The 17,574-nt window shown below is 73.9% G+C and carries 14 protein-coding genes; 10 read left to right on the top strand and 4 right to left on the bottom strand.

Annotation, left to right across the window (positions count from 1 at the left end; genetic code table 11):
• Positions 1-291: 291 nt before the first annotated feature.
• Positions 292-1,341 (bottom strand): NAD(P)-dependent alcohol dehydrogenase, encoded by a 1,050-nt coding sequence (locus FRAAL_RS16850; protein WP_011604989.1) that lies wholly within the window; start codon positions 1,339-1,341, stop codon positions 292-294.
• Positions 1,342-1,538: 197 nt separating this feature from the next.
• On the opposite strand from FRAAL_RS16850, the gene FRAAL_RS16845 reads away from it, so the two are divergent.
• A complete protein-coding gene (locus tag FRAAL_RS16845) occupies positions 1,539-2,156 on the top strand; it encodes a TetR/AcrR family transcriptional regulator (RefSeq protein ID WP_011604988.1) in 618 nt (205 codons plus the stop codon).
• A 557-nt stretch (positions 2,157-2,713) separates the two neighbouring features.
• Complete coding sequence (locus FRAAL_RS16840; RefSeq protein WP_011604986.1) at positions 2,714-5,125, top strand: PASTA domain-containing protein; 2,412 nt, start codon at positions 2,714-2,716, stop codon at positions 5,123-5,125.
• 44 nt (positions 5,126-5,169) lie between these two features.
• On the opposite strand, the gene FRAAL_RS16835 is transcribed toward FRAAL_RS16840, so the two are convergent.
• Positions 5,170-6,129: an SDR family NAD(P)-dependent oxidoreductase gene (locus tag FRAAL_RS16835; RefSeq protein ID WP_011604985.1), complete on the bottom strand. Its 960-nt coding sequence runs from the start codon at positions 6,127-6,129 to the stop codon at positions 5,170-5,172.
• A gap of 274 nt (positions 6,130-6,403) precedes the next feature.
• On the opposite strand from FRAAL_RS16835, the gene FRAAL_RS16830 reads away from it, so the two are divergent.
• The gene (locus FRAAL_RS16830) at positions 6,404-6,997 is read left to right on the top strand and encodes a TetR/AcrR family transcriptional regulator (protein WP_011604984.1); all 594 of its coding nucleotides are present in this window, start codon (positions 6,404-6,406) and stop codon (positions 6,995-6,997) included.
• Between the two features lie 22 nt (positions 6,998-7,019).
• Here the strand turns inward: FRAAL_RS16830 and FRAAL_RS16825 are convergent, their stop codons facing one another.
• Positions 7,020-8,222, bottom strand: coding sequence for a thiolase family protein (locus tag FRAAL_RS16825; protein ID WP_011604983.1), 1,203 nt, complete (start codon positions 8,220-8,222; stop codon positions 7,020-7,022).
• 172 nt (positions 8,223-8,394) lie between these two features.
• Positions 8,395-8,790 (bottom strand): Zn-ribbon domain-containing OB-fold protein, encoded by a 396-nt coding sequence (locus FRAAL_RS16820; RefSeq protein ID WP_011604982.1) that lies wholly within the window; start codon positions 8,788-8,790, stop codon positions 8,395-8,397.
• A gap of 432 nt (positions 8,791-9,222) precedes the next feature.
• Between FRAAL_RS16820 and FRAAL_RS16815 the strand changes: the two genes are divergently transcribed.
• The 7 genes from FRAAL_RS16815 to FRAAL_RS16785 all read left to right on the top strand — a co-directional run bounded on the left by FRAAL_RS16815 (position 9,223) and on the right by FRAAL_RS16785 (position 17,526).
• Positions 9,223-9,705: an Lrp/AsnC family transcriptional regulator gene (locus FRAAL_RS16815; RefSeq protein WP_011604981.1), complete on the top strand. Its 483-nt coding sequence runs from the start codon at positions 9,223-9,225 to the stop codon at positions 9,703-9,705.
• 455 nt (positions 9,706-10,160) lie between these two features.
• Positions 10,161-11,453 carry a M48 family metalloprotease gene (locus FRAAL_RS16810; RefSeq protein ID WP_231861046.1) on the top strand — a complete coding sequence of 431 codons (1,293 nt, stop codon included), beginning with the start codon at positions 10,161-10,163 and terminating at the stop codon, positions 11,451-11,453.
• Between the two features lie 687 nt (positions 11,454-12,140).
• Positions 12,141-14,339 carry a DUF7846 domain-containing protein gene (locus FRAAL_RS16805; RefSeq protein ID WP_231861044.1) on the top strand — a complete coding sequence of 733 codons (2,199 nt, stop codon included), beginning with the start codon at positions 12,141-12,143 and terminating at the stop codon, positions 14,337-14,339.
• A 250-nt stretch (positions 14,340-14,589) separates the two neighbouring features.
• Positions 14,590-15,063, top strand: coding sequence for a ribonuclease HI (gene rnhA / locus FRAAL_RS16800; RefSeq protein ID WP_011604976.1), 474 nt, complete (start codon positions 14,590-14,592; stop codon positions 15,061-15,063).
• A gap of 215 nt (positions 15,064-15,278) precedes the next feature.
• Positions 15,279-15,596, top strand: a complete 318-nt coding sequence (locus FRAAL_RS16795) for a hypothetical protein (RefSeq protein WP_157734139.1) — start codon at positions 15,279-15,281, stop codon at positions 15,594-15,596.
• Positions 15,597-15,709: 113 nt separating this feature from the next.
• Positions 15,710-16,594, top strand: a complete 885-nt coding sequence (locus FRAAL_RS16790) for a neutral zinc metallopeptidase (RefSeq protein WP_306280441.1) — start codon at positions 15,710-15,712, stop codon at positions 16,592-16,594.
• Positions 16,595-16,683: 89 nt separating this feature from the next.
• Positions 16,684-17,526 carry an SAM-dependent methyltransferase gene (locus tag FRAAL_RS16785; RefSeq protein WP_011604973.1) on the top strand — a complete coding sequence of 281 codons (843 nt, stop codon included), beginning with the start codon at positions 16,684-16,686 and terminating at the stop codon, positions 17,524-17,526.
• Positions 17,527-17,574: the final 48 nt, after the last annotated feature.

Here is a 17,574-nt window from a genome sequence, read left to right as displayed (position 1 = left end):
GGCGGGTGCCGTGCGGCGAACCCGAAAGGAATCGTAGCGGCCAGGGCGAGGTCGAAACGGCGCGCGCTGTGAATCTCATGTAAACAAATAGCGCGCGGGAAAGGTGACGTCGATATTCCTCGGGGCCAGCAAAACAATGATGTCAAGGATAATGTCGACGATGAAGTTTTCCTGGCTCTTTTCCTGCCGCGTCGGGTCGAGGCGCAGGTCAGCGCGGCCGGCCGCGCCGGTCCGGAACGGTGTCCGGCGCCGGCGCGGCCGGCCGGTCCGAGGCTGTTCCCCGGTCCGGCGCTATTCCTGGGTCAGAGTGGCGATGTCGATGACGAACCGGTAGCGCACGTCGCTGCGCAGCACCCGCTCGTAGGCCTCGTCGACCTCGTCGGCGCCGATGAGCTCGATCTCCGAGGCGATCCCGTGCTCGGCGCAGAAGTCGAGCATCTCCTGGGTCTCGCGGATGCCCCCGACGCTGGAACCGGCGAGGCTGCGCCGCCCGCCCAGCAGCGAGAACACGCTGAACGAGCTCGCCTCGGGCGGCGCGCCCAGGTTGACCATCGTGCCGTTGATGCGCAGCAGGCCGAGGTAGGCGTCCAGCGGCAGGTTCGCCGACACGGTATTGATGATCAGGTCGAACGAGCGGCGCAGCGTCCTGAACGTCGCCTTGTCGCCGGTGGCGTAGTAGTGGTCGGCGCCGAGGCGCAGGCCGTCGGACTCCTTGCTCAGCGTCTGGCTGAGCACGGTCACCTCGGCGCCGAGCGCGTGAGCGATCTTGACGGCCATGTGGCCGAGCCCGCCCATGCCGACGACGGCGACCTTCGTGCCGGGACCGGCCTGCCAGTGCCGCAGCGGCGAGTAGACGGTGATCCCGGCGCACAGCAGCGGGGCCGCCGCGTCGAAGGGCAGCGCCTCGGGGATGCGCACGACGAAGTGCTCGGTAACGACGACGCTCTGGCTGTAGCCGCCGTAGGTGATCTCGCCGTCGTAGCCCTTGCCGTTGTACGTCGGCACCGCGCCCTTGAGGCAGTACTGCTCCTCGTCGGCCTCGCACGCCTCGCACTCGCCGCACGAGTCGACGAAGCAGCCCACGCCGACCCGGTCGCCGACGGCGTACTTCGTCACCGCCGGGCCGACCGCGGCGACCACACCGGCGATCTCGTGGCCGGGGACGAGCGGGTAGGTGCCCCGGCCCCACTCCTCCTTGGCCTGGTGGATGTCGCTGTGACAGATGCCGGCGAACTTGATGTCGATGAGGACATCACGCTCGCGCAGCTCGCGGCGCTCGACCGTCGAGCGCTCGAACTTGGCGCCCGCGGCGGGGACGACCAGCGCTGCGGTGGTGGCCATGGAACTCCCTCGCGCCCTCGCCGCCGCCGGGCGGGTGCGCCGCGCAAGAACGGCGAGGGCCATAGTGATCATGGTGTGACGCGGACGAAAACCTGCGAACGCCCCCGGGGACCGGCACCCCGGTCCCACAATGTAAGAGCGCACTCACTTCGATTGTATGGTGCACAGACGTCCAGGCGTCGGGACCGGAGGGGGCAATGGCGGAGCCGGGCCGGACCTCGTACCACCACGGCGATCTGGCGGCAGCACTGGTGGACGGCGCCCTCGACCTGATCGCCGAGGGCGGCCTGGCGGCGTTCTCGGTCGCCGCGGTCGCCCGCCGCGTCGGGGTGAGCTCGGCGGCACCGTACCGGCACTTCCCCGACCGCGACAGCCTGCTCGCGGCGGCCGCCGCGGCGGCGGCGGGCCAGCTCACCGGGCAGGTGCGCGCGGCCGCGGACTCCGCCGGCGCCGATCCGGTGCAACGACTGGCCGCCACCGCCGGCGCCTACACCAGGTTCGTCATCGAACGCCGCGCCGGAATGGACGTCCTGTTCGCCCCGGGGCTCGCGGGCAGCCGCCACCCGCAGCTCGGCGCGCAGACCCGCGCCCTGCTCGACACGCTGCTCCCGCTGGTGCTGGCCCTGCCCGGGGTGCCGAGCTACCGCGACGCGCTGATCCTCGTCGAGCAGCACCTCGCCCAGGCCCACGGGCACGCCGTGTTCCACCTCGACGGCGTCTTCGCCCAGCACCGCCGCAGTGTCGACCAGGCCGCCGCCGCGTCCGTCGCCACGACCCTGATGCTGATCGCCGGCCACGCCACCGGCCGCCGCTGAGCGGGTGGGGGTACCCGATGTCGGGTCGCCGGCCGCCCGTTCGTGGGACGCGCGGGCCATTGCCGGCCCGGGCCCGGCGGTTCGGCTACGGCTGATGGTGTGGCCGTGATTCCCGTCAAGATTTCCACCGATCGGCCGGGACCTGAGGTAATAGGCGCGGAAATGCGCCGCGTTGGCCGTCGGGATCGGCGCGGACAATGACAACCGGTCTACCGCCGGCGAGATGAGAACGGCCGGTGGTGCACACGGTGGTCCGTCCGCGCCGCCCCGGTACCGCGGGCGCCACCCCGGGGCCGCCGGGGGTCACCCGGGTCGCCGTGTCAGTCCTCGCCGTCGGCCCGCACCGGCGGCGTGGCTGGCCGTTTCGGGCCAGGTAGGGGCCCCCGCGGGGGAGTTGCGTCGGTGACATCGGGCCGTCGTCGGCGGCCAGCCCGGGCGAGGGAACGGCGCCGTCGACGCTGTCGAGTAGCCGATAGGGACGACCGGGCGGGCGCGCCGTCACCGACAATTCAGCAGGCGCCCTGTGCCCGATTTTCGCTCGGCCGTAGGGAGGAAAGGTGGATGCGCGCGAGAACGTCGACGAGGTGACCGAGCCGCGGGAAACAACGACCGGGCTCGCCACCCGCCCGGACCCGCTGCGCCCCGGCGATCCGCGCGAACTCGGTGAATACCGGATTCTCGGTCGACTCGGCGAGGGCGGCATGGGGACCGTCTTCCTCGGCCGGGGCCGCGACACCGGCCTGGTCGCGGTGAAGGTCATCCGCGCGGACGTCGCCCGCATCCCCCGCTACCGCGACCGGTTCCGGCGGGAGGCCGCGGTGGCCCGCCGCGTCGCCCGCTTCTGCACCGCGGAGGTCCTCGACGTCGTCGACCCGCCCGACGGGCAGCCCTACCTCGTCACCGAGTTCGTCGACGGCCCGACGCTGGCCCGCGCCGTCGCCACCCACGGCCCGCTGGGCTCGGCCGATCTGGAACGCGTCGCGGTCAGCGTGGCCGCGGCCCTGACCGCCATCCACGGTGCGGGCCTGGTCCACCGCGACCTCACCCCGACGAACGTGCTGCTGTCCCCGCTGGGCGCGCGGGTGATCGACTTCGGGCTGGCCCGGGTCAGCGACGAGGCGCCCAGCGGGCCCTCGGGCCGGGTCGCGGGGACGCCGGCGTTCATGTCGCCGGAGCAGGCCCGCGGCGAGACCGTGACGAGCGCGGCGGACATCTTTTCCTGGGGCGGCCTGGTGATCTTCGCCGGCAGTGGGCGCAAGCCGTTCGGCGACGGCCCGACGTCGGCCCAGCTACGCCGGGTCCAGCACGCCGACCCCACGCTCGGTGACCTCGATCCGGCGCTGGCCGCGGTCGTGCGCGCCGCGATGCGCCGGGAGCCGGCCGGCCGGCCCACCGCCGAGGAGCTGCTGCGCCGCCTCGTGCGCCCCGGCGACGCCGCACAGACGATCGTCACCAGTCCGCTGGACATCCTGCCGCCCCGGACGGGCCTGAGCATCTCACCGCCGACGTCGCCCCCCGCCTCCCGAACGCCGCCGGCCGGGCCGCCACCGTCGGGGTCGCGGCCGTCGGGGCTGGCGCCGTCGGGGTCGCGGCCCGACCTCGCGCCGGCTGTGGCGGGATCCGGCCTCGCGCCGGCGCCGGCGGGGTCCGGGCCGGTCCCGGCGGGTTCGAAGTCCGGGTCGGCTGCCGCGGCGAGGTCGGGGGCCGGCTCCGCGGCGACGGCGACGGGGGCAGGGACGGGGGCAGGGACGGGGGCGGGGGCGGGAAGAAGGCCGGGTTATGCGACGGGGTTGGCGGTGGCACGACCCGAACCCGCGCCCGGCGAGGGAGCCGGCGTCGCGCCCGCAGCCGGCGCGACGGAGCCGGACCAGACGCCGGCCGCGGTCGCCGTGATGCCAGAGCCGGCGACCGGACCGTTGGACCTGATGCTCGCGGGCCCCGCCGATCCCACCGACGATCGCGGCCCGGCCGACCGGCGCCGGGTGCGGCTGCTCACGGCCGTGGCCGGCGCCGTGATCGCGGCCACGCTGCTGGTCATCGGACTGCTCGTGCACGCCCACGGCGGACCCGCCCGCGCCACCGCGTCCGCGGCAGGCCAGGGCGCCGGGCCCGGCGTAACGGCCACGGTCCATCCCGTCAGCCCCACCACCACCCGGCCGGCCACCCGACCGGGCGGCGACGGCGGCGCCCGCGGTGACGGCGGCGACGCCGGGACGGGCGCGCCGACGAGCACAGCGGATCCCGCCGCGACGACCGATCCCGCCGACGCCTCGCCGGCCACGGGCAGGCTGCTCACCGTCAAGAACGTGGTCGGCCAGGACGCCACCGTGGCCGAGACCCGCCTGCGCGAGCTCGGTTTCGACACGATCGAGCGCTCCTACCGGGCCGACGACGGCGCCCGCGGCACCGTCGTCGCGATCGATCCGACGCCCGGGACGAAGGCCGCCCGCGACACCACCGTCACCCTGACCGTGTCGACGGGGCCGAGCACGGTCACGGTGCCCGAGGTCGCCCACAAGAGCGCCGCGCAGGCCCGCGCGATGTTGCGCGCCGAAGGCCTCGTCGTCGTCGAGCAGGTCATCACCGGCCGGTCCACCGCCGACGCCGGGCAGGTGGACACCGCCACGCCGAGCCCGGGCAGCCGGGTGGCGGCCCACAGCACCGTCACCATCACCGTGGCCAGCGACACGGTGACGGTGGCCGATCTGCACGGACGGACGGCGGCGGACGCGGAGCGGGCCCTGACCGACCTCGGCCTCACCGTCGTCGAGCACCCCCGGACCGGGGGCGGCCAGCCCGGCACGGTCGTCGGGCAGACCCCGGCAGCGGGCGAGGTGCCCCGGGGGTCGACCGTCGCCCTCGACATCGCCCGCCCCACCGCGACCGACTCGCCGAGCCCCCCCGCGGCGATCGGGGGATCGGGTCCGCCGACCGCGTCCCCGCGGCCATCCCCGCCGGCCTCACCCTGACCGCCGGTCGACGGTCAGGGTGAGCTCAGCCGGTCAGGGTGAGCTCAGCCGGCCAGGGTGGCGAGGCTGACGTCCCACAGCAGCGCGGCCGAACGCGGGTCGAGGGCGTAGTCCGCCACGCCGGTGCGCGTGCCCGGCTGGTTCGGGCCGGCCTCGTTGCAGTCCTCGAAGTACCGGCCGCTGACCCCGTCGACCAGCGGCGACGCGGCGAGCAGCACCGAGGTCGACGCCCCCTGCTCGGGCGTCTTCCAGGTGATGCCCCCGCCGCCTCCGCCGCCCGCGCCGGCGGTGCTCTGCGCCCGCAGCCGGTCGAGCTCGGCGTCGGTGACGTGGCGCTGCAGCTTCGTGCGGATGCCGCCGGGCATGAGCGCGTTGACGGCGATGCCGTCGTCCGCCCACCGCCGGGTCGCCTCGACGGCGAACAGCACGTTGGCGGTCTTCGACTGCCCGTAGGCCGCCCACGGCTCGTAGGGCCGCGCGAGGAAGTGGATGTCGTCGAAGACGACGTCGGAGCGCAGGTGCGCACTCGAGCTCACCGACACCACCCGGGCGCCGCCGGCCGCGGCCAACGCTGGGCGCAGGCCCGTCGTCAGCGCGAAGTGCCCGAGGTGGTTGGTGGCGAACTGCAGCTCCCAGCCCTGCGACGTGCGGGTCTCCGGCGCGGCCATCACCCCGGCGTTGTTGACCAGGATGTGCAGCGGGCCCTGCCAGCCGTTGACGAACGCGGCGACGGAGGCGGGCTGGGCGAGGTCCAGCGGGGCGACGGTGACCTGGTCGCTCCCGGTCGACGCGGTGATGTCGGCGGCCACCCGGGCACCGGCGTCAAGGTCACGGACCGTGATCGTCACCTGGGCGCCCGCGCCGGCGAGTGCCCGGGCCGTCTCCACGCCGATGCCCGAGGACGCGCCGGTCACGACGGCGCGCCGGCCGGACAGGTCGACCTCGGTCAGCACCTCGGCCGCGGTCGAGGTCGCGGAGAACGGAGTGGTGATCAGAGTGCTCACAGTAATGATCTTCCTGTGTGCTCGGCGGATCCGGGCGGAAGCCCGGCCGATAGGATGACGACGGCGGGACGGCCACGGCGGCGGCCCGTCCGGGCCGGGGCGCGCGGGCCCTGCGGAACACTCGGTCGGTTCCGGTGGGGGCGAGGCTCCCGGCCGCGAGGCCCAGCCTAGGTGGAGTCTCCTCCGCTTAGCAACGCAGTCACCGAGCGTTCGCTGGCCGCGCAACGGTCCGCCCGGCGCCCGGCCACTCGCCAGCCCCGGGGGGAGGAGAGCGATGCCGGCGCACGGCAGGACCAGGCCGCTGCGGGCCGACGCCCGTCGCAACCGCGACCAGGTCCTCGACGCCGCCCTGCGGGCCTTCTCCGCAGGTGGCCCGGGCGTGCCGCTGGAGGCCGTCGCGCGCGACGCCGGGGTCGGCATCGCCACCCTCTACCGGCACTTCCCGACCCGCGAGGTGCTCGTCGAGGCGGTCTACCGCGCCGAGCTCGGCCGGCTGTGCGACGCGGCGCCGGCGCTGCTGGGCCGCCTGCCGCCGGCCGCGGCCCTCCGCGCCTGGATGGACGCCTTCCTCGACTACACCACCGCCAAGCGAGGGATGGCCGACGCGCTGCGGGCCGTCATCGCCTCCGGCGGCGATCCGTTCGCCCACACCCGCAAGCGGATGGTCGCCGCCGTCACCTCCCTGCTCGCCGCCGGGGATGCCGCCGGGACCGTCCGCGCCGACGTCGACCCGGTCGACGTGCTCACCGGGCTCGCCGGCGTCACCCTCGCCGCCGGCGAACCCGCCCAGCGCGCGCAGGCGGGGCGCCTGCTGGACCTGTTCATGGACGGCCTGCGCCCCCGGGCCACCCCGCCGGGCCGCCCCTGAGCCGCCCGGCGTCCGCCGGGGGTCAGGCGGCGGCGCGTTCGAGGATGTGCACCCCGCAGGCCGAACCCAGCCCGATCACGTGGGTCAGGCCGACGCGGGCCCCGGGGATCTGCCGGTCGCCGGCCTCGCCGCGCAGGTGGGTCGCCACCTCCCAGATGTTCGCGATGCCGGTCGCCGAGATCGGGTGGCCCTTGGACTGCAGCCCGCCGGAGACGTTCACCGGCGTCGACCCGTCCCGCCAGGTCGCGCCCGAGTGGAAGAAGTCCACCGCGCCGCCCTCCGGGCACAGCATCAGGTTGTCGTAGTGGACCAGCTCGGCGGTGGCGAAGCAGTCGTGCAGCTCGACGAGGTCGAGGTCCTCCGGATCGACGCCGGCGATGTCGTAGGCGCGCCGCGCGGCGTTGCGGGTCAGCGTGTTGACGTTCGGCAGCACCTGGCAGGCCTCCTCCCACGGGTCGGTGGTCAGCACCGAGGCGGAGATCTTCACCGCCCGGCGGCGCTGCTCGGGGGCCAGGGTCCGCAGCGCGGCATCGGTGACGAGCACCGCGGCCGCGGCCCCGTCGCAGTTCGCCGAGCACATCGGCCGGGTGTTCGGGTAGGAGATCATGACGTCGTTCATGATCTCGTCCAGGGTGAAGCGGCGCTGGTAGGAGGCCAGCGGGTTCAGCGTCGAGTGCGCGTGGTTCTTCTCGGAGATCCGGGCGAACAGCTCGAAGCTCGTGCCGCCGTAGCGGTGGCCGTACTCCATGCCGATCTGGGCGAAGACCCCGGGCATCGTCTCCGTGCCGATCCGCCCGTCGAGCGGACCGACCGCGCCGAAGCGGCCCTGCGGCGTCCAGGTGGTCGAGTCGCCCGCCCGCTCGCCGCCGGCGAGCAACCCGGCGCCGGCGAGCTTCTCCACACCGACCGCGAGACCGAAGTCCGCCTCCCCGGCGCGTAGCGCCATGTGGACGACGCGGACGGCGGTCGCCCCCGTCGCGCAGGCGTTGGCCACGTTGTAGACGGGGATGCCGGTCTGGCCCACCTGCTTCTGTAAGGCCTGGCCGATCCCGCCGCCGCCGCGCAGGTTGCCCGCGGCGAGAATGCCGATCTCCCGCATGGTGATCCCGGCATCCGCGATGGCGTTCATGGTCGCCTCGGCGGCCAGGTCGATCAGGTCGGAGTCGGGGTGCTTGCCGAACCGCGTCATGCTGATGCCGAGGATCCACACGTCATCGCTGGCCATGTCGTCATCTCCTGCCGAAAGGGTGATCCTGCGGAAAGGGAGGTCCCGCGGAACGGGAGGCCCGCGGAAAGGGTCGTCCTGCGGAAAGGGTGGTCCTGCCGAAAGGGTTGGGTCCTGCCGGAGGGTTGGTTCCTGCCGAAGGGCTGCGGTGGTTCCCGGGACGCCGAGGCCTTCAGGGGCGGGGCTCGAAGCCGAAGCTGATCGCCTCGGTGCCCGCCTGGTCGACGCCCACCGGGGTGAGCGCGAGGCGCACCTTCATCCCCAGGCGCACCGCCTCGGGCGTGGGCTCGACGTTGACGAGGTTGGCACGCACGCTCGTGCCGGCGCAGTCCACCGTCGCCGACACGAACGGCACGGGTACCCCGGGGGCGGCGTGGGCGACGATCGTGAACGCGCGTACCTCCCCCTCGGTGGGGACGTCCACCTGCGTGAAGGAGGTGGCGAAACAGTTCGCGCACGCATTGCGCCGGTCGAAGAAGCGTGCGCCGCACCCGGTGCATGCGCGGGCGACCAGGTGCGGCCGCTCGCCCAGGACCAGATAGTCGACGAACGGGACGGTCTGCGGCACGGGGTGCTCCTCAGGGGTCGGATTCCGTCCGCGGCCGGCCGACCGGCGGACGCGTGGGTGGTCCGCCGCGGGACGGGCCGTGGTGGCGACGGCGGATCCCACGCCGGAGGCGGCTGCGGGGGCGCGGCCCCGCCGATCACCATCCACCCTCTGTGGGCTTACCATCCGCCCCAGGCAGCGGCAACCGGTCCGCCGTCAGGCCGCTCGCGGCGCCGTCGCCGCCGCGATCCGCCACGCCGCGGATCCGCCTGAAAGTGCCGGCGGCGCACATCGCCTAAACGCTCCGTCCGCGTTTTCCCTGGTCGCGGGTTCCCCGGACGAGACGCACTCGGCACAACCCGCCCGATACCGGGACATGTTGCTACGATGTCGCGACTGCAATAAATACTCCGAGGGCGGGTCATCAATGCCCTGACGGCGAGGGGAATCGGCTTGGACGAGCTCGACCGGGCCCTGCTGCGCCTGTTGCAGCAGAACGGCCGGCGGACCAACCGGGATCTCGCCCTGGCCACCCATGTGGTGCCCTCGACCTCCCTGCAGCGGGTGCGCTCGCTGGTGGAGCGGGGCATCATCAGCGGGTTTCGCGCCGAGGTCGATCTCGCCGCGATCGGCAGGCCGGTGCAGGCCCTGATATCCGTGCGGGTCAGACCGCCCTCCCGAGCGGTGATCGAGGCTTTCCGCGCGTGGGCGGCCGACCTCGCCGAAACGGTGAGCCTGTTCTCCACGACCGGATCCTTCGATTTCCTCCTGCACGTCGCGGTGCCGGACGTCGACGGGCTCTACCGCCTCGTCATCGACCGGCTCACCGCCCGGCCCGAGGTCTTCGACGTGCACACAAGTCTGGTGTTCGACCACCGCCGCTCGGCCACCGTCGAGCCGATCGAACCGGCCGACTCCGCCGACTCCACCGACTAGCGCGGCCCCGGCGGTGACCCCGGCGGTGACCCCGGCCGCGTCGACCGGATCCTCGCGGCCCGGGCGGCGCTGGTCGCCGACAGCGCGACGGTCACCGCCCCGTGCCCCGCCGGCGCCGCCCGCCCGCCGGCCGGTTCTCTGCTCACGGGACCAAGGGTGCGTAGTACGTTATAGGTGACAATCTCCTGTGGTGCCAGCGGACCGGAAGCCGTACGGCGATCCGCCTGCGGGCGTGCGACGGGAACTGTCCGCTCCGGCAGGTGCTGCCGTGGCCGGTCTGATCGGGTCTGGGGGGGCCGGGCATGTCGACGCCATCTTTTCGGACGCTTCGCCACCCCTTTGAACCGTCGCGGCTGGCTTTCGCGTTGGGCTCGGCGAGTGTGGTCCTCGGCATTGGGATCATGCTTCTGGTTCGAGCCGCTCAACGTACCAGCTGGATTGTTCCGCTCGTGGTCGTGCTTTTCGTTCTGTTCGTCCTCGCGGCGGTCTGGCTCGTTCTGCAGATCCTTCGGGCCCGTCTGCTCGGCCACGCCATCCGGGTCACCGAACAGACGTTGCCGGTGCTCCAGGAGGTGCTCTCCGACGTCCGTGAGCGGTTGGACTACCGCAAACCGGTGGACGTGTACGTGGTCGACAAGGCGGCGCGGTCGACGAGCCTGACCAGCTACCTGGGCACCAGGATCATCATCCTGGAGGGTGATCTCGTCGCCGACCTGCAGACCGACGAGAACCGTGGCCAGCTGACCTTTCTCATCGCTCGCTATATCGGTGCGCTCAAGGCACGGCACCAGCAGTTGATGCCGGTCCTGCTCGTCCTCGGGCTGTTCCAGTATCTCGCGCCGTTCAGACTCCTCCTGCTCCCGTACGTGCGCGCCACGGCCTACTCCGGTGATCAGATCGGGCAGTCGTGCGCGGATCTCCGGTCGGCTCTGACCGCGACGAACAGGCTTCTCGTCGGCAAGGACCTCACCCCAAGTCTCGCCGTCCGGGGTGTGTTCGAGCAGGCTGTGGTGGTCCGCCGCAAAATCCTGCCTCGACTCGCGCAGCTCGGTGCCGCCGAGCCCCACCTGACCAACCGGTACCTCAACCTGTACCGGTATGCCGCCGCCGCCGACCCCGACGCCCTGGCGAGGTACCGGGAGGCGCTGGACGACGACACGACCGAACGGCTGGACGCGGCGCTCCAGGCCGCGCCCGGCCGCCGGGGGGTCGGCCCCCGACTCCGTGCCCCGCTGATCGTGTCCGTCGTCAGCGGCACCATCCTGGTGCTGGCAGGGCTGCTGCTGTTCGGGATCGACCACGGCGAGACAGCGCAGCGCGAGCAGAGCGCGAGCCCGGCGGACACGAGCGCGAACAGCCTTCTCAACCACATACCGAGCGATCTCCGACCGACCTGCCAGGAGTTCTCCGAGACGGAGACGAGCTTCACCTCCGGGCTCCTCGCGTCGCAGGCCTGTTTCCCGAGCGGCTCGATGACCCCGGACAACGCCCGTTACTACCAGTACGACAGCCAAACGTCGATGAACCAGGTCTTCGACACCTACGCGTCGGATCTGACCGCCGGAGGCTGTCCCCGTGAGGGAGTCGAGACCTACCCGCACGGCCGTCGAGCCTGCTATGTCAGCGCGGACCAACAGAACATCATCATCTGGACCGACACCGACCTCGACATTCTCGCCTACGGGGTGTCGAAGCAGCTCGATCTTGCCGACCTGACCACCTGGTGGTCGGACGCCGGCCCCGAGTAGCAGCCGGCCGCCCTGCCCTGGTAGCGGGCGGTAGGCCCTGGCTGGACTCGGCCGGGCGCGCGAACGACCCCTGCGGCTGGATTCGACCGTCGTCGGACTGATCCGTCTCGTGGTCGACGTGGCTCCACCCGCAGGCCTGGTCCTCCAGCCGTAGATCGTGGAGGCCGGTGGGGAGGTCCATCGGATCTGCCGGATCCCCGGCCGGCGATCTCACCCCGGCCGGCGACCTGACCTCGGCCGGCGACAGCGCCCGGTCACCCGCAGCCACCGCCAGCCTCGTGACGTCCCGGGAATGAGCCGTCCGCGCTACCCCGGGGCCTCGGCACCGCAGGTCAGGGGGCCGCTGGAAAACACGGCGTGGTGCTGCGGACACCCCTCGCGAACATCCAGAAAAGGGGCGCTTTACTCTGATGGCGCGATTCCGCGCAGGCGGTACGGGACGGTCGGCGCCGCGGAAGGCGACCTCGGCGGGAGGGATCCGCCGACCTGCTGAGCGGCACCCGGGGCCGGCGCGATGGAGTCCGGGACGGATGGACGGTTCCGGCGACGGATGGATGGTTCCGGGGACGGTTGTGCGGCTCCGGAACGGGATGGGCGGGGGAGATGGGCGCGGGCTCACCACCGTGGGCGCGGGCGCGCAGGGCGGCAGTGGGGCCGTCGGCAGTGGGGCCGTCGGCGGTCGAGCCCGTGGCGGTCGAGTCCGCGGCGGACGTCCCGTCCCCGGCGACGCGCAGCCCCGGTCCGGTGACGCTGCCCGTGCCGCGCCAGCCCAGCTCGGCGGCACGGTCCGCCCCGGACCGGCGGGTACAACTGCGGTGGCCGTCGGGCCCGGGCGGGCGGGTCGGCGGGTCGGACCGGGGGTCGGGCCGGGCGGCCTGGTCGCGGCCGGCGCTCGCCGTCGCCGTGATCTGCGTCTGCTCGTTCACGGCGAGCCTCGTCCTACAGGCGACGCTGTTCCGCGACGGCTCCGGCGACGCCGACGAGGCCGCCTACGTCCTGCAGGCCCGGATGCTGCTCGACGGGCACCTCACCCTGGACGCCGCCACGATGGAGCCGTTCTTCCGGCCCTGGCTGACGGGCGAGCACGACGGCCGGCTGTTCACCAAGTACCTGCCCGGCTGGCCGGCGCTGCTCGCCGCCTCGCAGGCGCTGTTCGGCACCATGACGGTCGCGCCGGCCCTCGTCGCCGCCGGCTGGGTTGCCGGGACGTACCGGCTGGCCCGGGAGCTGCTCGACGACGCGGCGAGCGCGGTACTGGCCGCGGCCCTGGTGGCCGGGTCGCCGCTCGTCGTCGTGCACACTGCGCTGCCGCTGGCCTACGCCTGCGGCGCGGCCACCCTCACCCTGGCCAGCGCGGCGCTGCTGCGTGGGGCCCGCACCGGCGCCCGGAGCTCGCTGCTCGCCGGCGGGGCCGGCGCGGGCTTCGCGCTGCTGCTGCGCCCCTTCGACGCGGTGCTGGTGCTGACCGGGGTGGTCGTGTTCGCGCTCGCGCGGTTACGCCGCCAGCCGCGGGCGATACCTGCGCGGGTCGGCTGGGCGGTCCTCGGCGCGGCGCCGTTCGTCGCCGTGCTGCTGGTGTTCTGCCGGCTGGTCACGGGCTCCGCCCTGCGGATGCCGCTGTCCGCCTCCGATCCGCTGGACCGCTTCGGCTTCGGTTCCCGGCGGATCCTGCCGTCCGAGCCGACGTTCACCTTCACCCGCCACCTCGCGCTGCGGGCTCTGGAGCAGACCTGCACCGCCGCGCCGGGCTGGCTGTTCGGCGGCGTGGTGGTGGTCGGGTTCGCCGCCGTCGGGGCGGTGCTCGCGCGGCGGCGGGCGCAGCGGCTGCTGCTCGTGGTGACGGTGGTCGCGGTCGCGGGCGGATATCTGTTCTGGTGGGGCTCGGCGTTCGCGATGCCGGGGCTGCGCGACGGGCTCGGCCCGCACTACCACCTGGCCGCCCTGACCCCGATCCTGATCCTCGCCGCGGACGGCGCCCGCCGCCTGTGGTCGGCCGCCGCCGCCCTCCCGTGGGCCGCCGTGCTGCGGCCCACCGCGGCCGGCGTGGTCGTGGTGACGATGGTCCTGCTCACCGCGTCGGCGGTGCCCGGCAAGGTCGACGGGCAGCGCTGGGTCAACGACCACAACGCCTTCCTCGCCGCCCTGCTCCCGGACCGCTTTCCCGCCCCGGCGGTGGTCGTCGTGACGCCCCAGGTGCCCAGCCGGTACACCCAGGTGCCCTACCAGACGCTGCGCAACCGGCCGGACCTGCACGGCCGCGTGCTGTACGCGGCGGACCTCGGCCCCGCGACGGCGACCCTGCCCGAGGATGTCCCGGGCCGGGCGCTGTACCGACTGCGCCCGGACGAGATCGCCGACCCGGCAGCCCCCGCCAGCTTCTACGGCTCGTTCACCGCGTTGCGCCAGGTCAGCGGCGAGCGGATCCGGGTACACCTGACCGCTCGCCTGCCCGCCGGCTCCGCCGCCGGTGCGGCCGCCTACGTGCGCCTGGGCGCGCAGACCCGGATCTTCCCGGTGACACCGTCTGCCGGCGACCGCGTCGACCCGTCGATCGCCGACCCGTCGATCGCCGACCCGTCGATCGCCGGCCCGGCGGTGATCGACGCGACGCTGGTGGTCACGTCGGGGGAGCCGGCGGGCGCGGGGGAGCTTGGCGCCGGCACGGCGACGCTGCCGGGAGAGCTCGTCGTCGGAGTCGTCCAGCCGACCGCCGCGGGCCCCGCCCGCTGGGAGGAACGCATCCCGCTGGCGCGCCGGCACGGCTCGGGCGCGCTGACCCTGCTGACCCCCGGGCTGGGCTGGCGCCAGGTGCCCGGCCGCGCCGCGGTGGGATGGCTGCCCGCCCCGGTCCGCCCCACGCTGGCCGTCGCGGTCGGCCTCGACTGAGTCCGCGTAGCCGATCGTGATCGGGCGGCCTGTCCGCGTCACGTGAACCGGGGCCCGGTAGACCCATGCGCCCTGCCCCGCCCCGCGGCGCGGGCGAGATGGCCGTGGCGCGGTTCCGCGGAACACTTGGATCGTCGTTCGTCGTTCGTCGTTCGTCGTTCGTCGTTCGGCGGTCGGCGGCTGGATGCTCGGCACGGTGGACAGGCACCAGCCGCGACGCCTCCCGCACAGGGCGGTAATGTCGCGCGGCATGGCGCAGCGCGACGGGCGCGTCGCCGTCGACATCCATACCGACGGGGCGTGCAGCGGCAATCCGGGGCCCGGCGGCTGGGGCGCGGTGCTGCGCTACGGCGAGCACGAGCGGGAGCTGCACGGCGGCGAGCCGGCGCGCACGACGAACAACAGGATGGAGCTCACCGCGGCCATCATGGCGCTGGAGGCACTGACCCGGCCGTCCGTGGTGCGCCTGCACACCGACAGCACCTACCTGCGCAGCGGGATCACCACCTGGATCGCCGGATGGCGGCGCAACGGCTGGCTGACGAAGGACCGCACGCCGGTGCGCAACGCCGACCTGTGGCAGCGGCTGGAGGCCGCCGTCGCCCGACACGAGGTCGAGTGGTTGTGGGTCCGCGGGCACGCCGGCGACCCCGGCAACGAACGCGCGGACGCCCTGGCCGCCCGGGGTCTGCAGGAGGCTCGCCAGACACCGCCGCCCGCCTGAATCAGAGGGGACGGCGCCCGATTCGGCCCGGCCCAGCCCAGCCCGGCCCAGCACCGGCTCAGCCCCAGCCCGGCTCAGCCCGGCCCGATCGGCCAGGCCAGGCCAGGCCTGAGCCGCCGTGGCCGGCGCATTTGTCGGATGCAGTGTACTTCGGCATGGCATCATGCACGTGCAGATGCATTCGACGATGGTTTTGCATTCGATGGAGGTCGCCCATGGCCCGACGTCCCCCGAACGGGCCGGTGCCAGCACCCCCCTTACCGGCCGACCTTCTGGTGAAAGTGCTCACCGCCGCGGCCGCGCTGGTCGGCCTCGCGATCCTGATCGCGATCACCGTCATCGCCCTGTGCTCCGGTGAGCCCGGCCTCGCGGCCGTCCCCGTCAGCCTCCCAGCGGCGGTGATGAGCCCCTTCACGGTCGCTCTACCTGCGGCTATCCGGGTCGCCCTGGCGGAGAGGGGCGCGGCGCGGCGCGGACCCGGGAGCCCGGCACCCGGACGCCCCCGGGCCCGCGGCGCCCCGCCGGCGCGATAGCGGCGCACCCTCGACGACCTTCGCGGGGACGTCGACGGTTCCCCGGACGCAAACGATCGCCTCTACGGTTGACCGTCGTGCGGGTCATCTGGGCGGCCTTGGCCGCGATCGTCATGTCTGTCGGCCTTCTGGCCGGCTGCAACGCCTCCGCGACGGGTGGTCCCCTCAACGCTGCCGGCAGCATCGGCACGAGCACCGCCACCGGCGGGTCGTCCGACCGTGATACCGGCGGGTCGTCCGGCCGGGACGCCGGTGGGTCGTCGGCGCGCGGCCTCGGCGGGCCGTCGGCGGACGCCGGCGGGTCGTGGACGGACGCCGGCGGGTCGTCCACGGCCGCGACGACGGCGTCGAAGCCGTCGTGCGGCGGCAAGGTCAGCGACGTGCAGGACGTCGAACGGCTCATCAACGAGCCGGTCGGCTGCCCCGGCGCGCTGAACACCTTCTGGCACGGCGAACTCGGCGACGCCTGGACGGCGCCGCGCTTCGTCCCCTACCACGACGGTGAGGTGCCCGACGACGCCTGTGGCCGGCAGGTCAACGACCCCCGCCAGTTCGCCGACAACGCGTTGTACTGCACGCTCGACGACACGGTCGCCTACAGCGTCGACTTCCTCGACGAGCTGGCGCAGGTCGGCGGGCCCACCTACCCGCTGTTCGTCCTCATGCACGAGCTGTCCCACCGCGGCGACCGCATCGGCGGCAACCTGGGAGTCGTCACCCGCGCCGAGGAGAACCAGGCCGACTGCTTCGCCGGTCGGCAGGCCTCCGCCGCGCACGACGCCGGGCGCATCGCCGTCCGCGACGCGCTGCAGGGCGCCCTGCTGTTCTACAGCCTCGGCGACACCCGCGGCGGCTGGTTCGCCCAGGAGCCCGCCAGCGCCCCCGACGCCCACGGCTCTCCCCGCCAACGCGCCCAGGCGTTCGCCCTCGGCTACCTGCGCGACAGCTCCACCTGCCACACGATCGGCAGGTCCGAGACGGGCGACGTGTCGTTCTGACCAGCGACCCGCATCCACGCGCCGCCCGATGAGTGACGCTGGGTCACCATCGGCGCGGCCCGGTTGCGAGGACGGAGTTACGGTCAGTTATGACCTTCAGGGCTGCGTCCGATCAGATCGAGGTTCCCGCCGGGGTGGGTCTGACCGCCGTCGGCATGGCGTGGGTCCGCGCCCGGGAGAGCGCGCGCCGCGACCGGCTCTTCGACGACCCCTACGCGGAGGCGTTCGTCGAGGCGGCCGGTGGCCCGGCGGCCGCCGGCCCCGCCGGCGCCTTCGCCCGCTTCATCGACGTGGTGGACTCCCACGGCGTGCAACGCACCCGCTTCTTCGACGACTACCTGACCCGCGCCGCCGACGCCGGCCAGCGCCAGTTCGTCCTGCTCGCCGCGGGCCTGGACACCCGCGCCCACCGGCTGTCCTGGCCCGCCGGCACCCGGCTGTTCGAGGTGGACCTGCCGGAGATGCTGACGTTCAAGCAGGCGGTCCTCGACACCCGGCACGCCACCGCGCGTGCCGAGCGGATCACCGTCCCCGCCGATCTCGCCGGCGACTGGTCGAGCGCGCTGACCCGCGCGGGCCTACGGCCACGGGAACGCACCACCTGGCTCGTCGAGGGCCTGCTGCCCTACCTCGACGCGGAGGCGGCCGCCCACCTGCTCACCACCGTCGGGGAGCTGTCCGTCCCGGGCAGCCTGCTGGGATTCGAGTACCAGGCCGACACGTGGCTGCTCGACGAGCTGCGTGCCACCCCGGAGCTGGCGGAGTTCGCGACCCTGCTCAAGGGCGGCCTCGGCGAGTCCCCCCTCGACTGGCTGCCCCGCCACGGCTGGCAGGTGCTCCAGGCTCGGCTACGCTCCGAGCTCGCCGCCGAGGCCGGACGCCCCGCGCCCGGCCCCCTCGCCGACGGCTTCCTCGTCGCCACCCGCCGCTGACCGCCACCTGCCTGACCGCCACCCGCCGCTGACCGCCACCTGCCTGCA

It is taken from the genome of Frankia alni ACN14a, assembly GCF_000058485.1.
GTDB classification, from domain to species: Bacteria; Actinomycetota; Actinomycetes; order Frankiales; family Frankiaceae; genus Frankia; species Frankia alni.
The sequence above is the reverse complement of the archived record's forward strand: the minus strand, read 5'-3'. Positions and strand labels throughout refer to the sequence as shown.

Coding starts and splice junctions, on each gene's coding strand:
- FRAAL_RS16825 (WP_011604983.1), bottom strand. CDS start 8,222: ATGGCCAGCGATGACGTGTGGATCCTCGGCATCAGCATGACGCGGTTC.
- rnhA (WP_011604976.1), top strand. CDS start 14,590: ATGGCGCAGCGCGACGGGCGCGTCGCCGTCGACATCCATACCGACGGG.
- FRAAL_RS16790 (WP_306280441.1), top strand. CDS start 15,710: ATGTCTGTCGGCCTTCTGGCCGGCTGCAACGCCTCCGCGACGGGTGGT.
- FRAAL_RS16845 (WP_011604988.1), top strand. CDS start 1,539: ATGGCGGAGCCGGGCCGGACCTCGTACCACCACGGCGATCTGGCGGCA.
- FRAAL_RS16785 (WP_011604973.1), top strand. CDS start 16,684: ATGACCTTCAGGGCTGCGTCCGATCAGATCGAGGTTCCCGCCGGGGTG.
- FRAAL_RS16795 (WP_157734139.1), top strand. CDS start 15,279: ATGGCCCGACGTCCCCCGAACGGGCCGGTGCCAGCACCCCCCTTACCG.
- FRAAL_RS16830 (WP_011604984.1), top strand. CDS start 6,404: ATGCCGGCGCACGGCAGGACCAGGCCGCTGCGGGCCGACGCCCGTCGC.
- FRAAL_RS16850 (WP_011604989.1), bottom strand. CDS start 1,341: ATGGCCACCACCGCAGCGCTGGTCGTCCCCGCCGCGGGCGCCAAGTTC.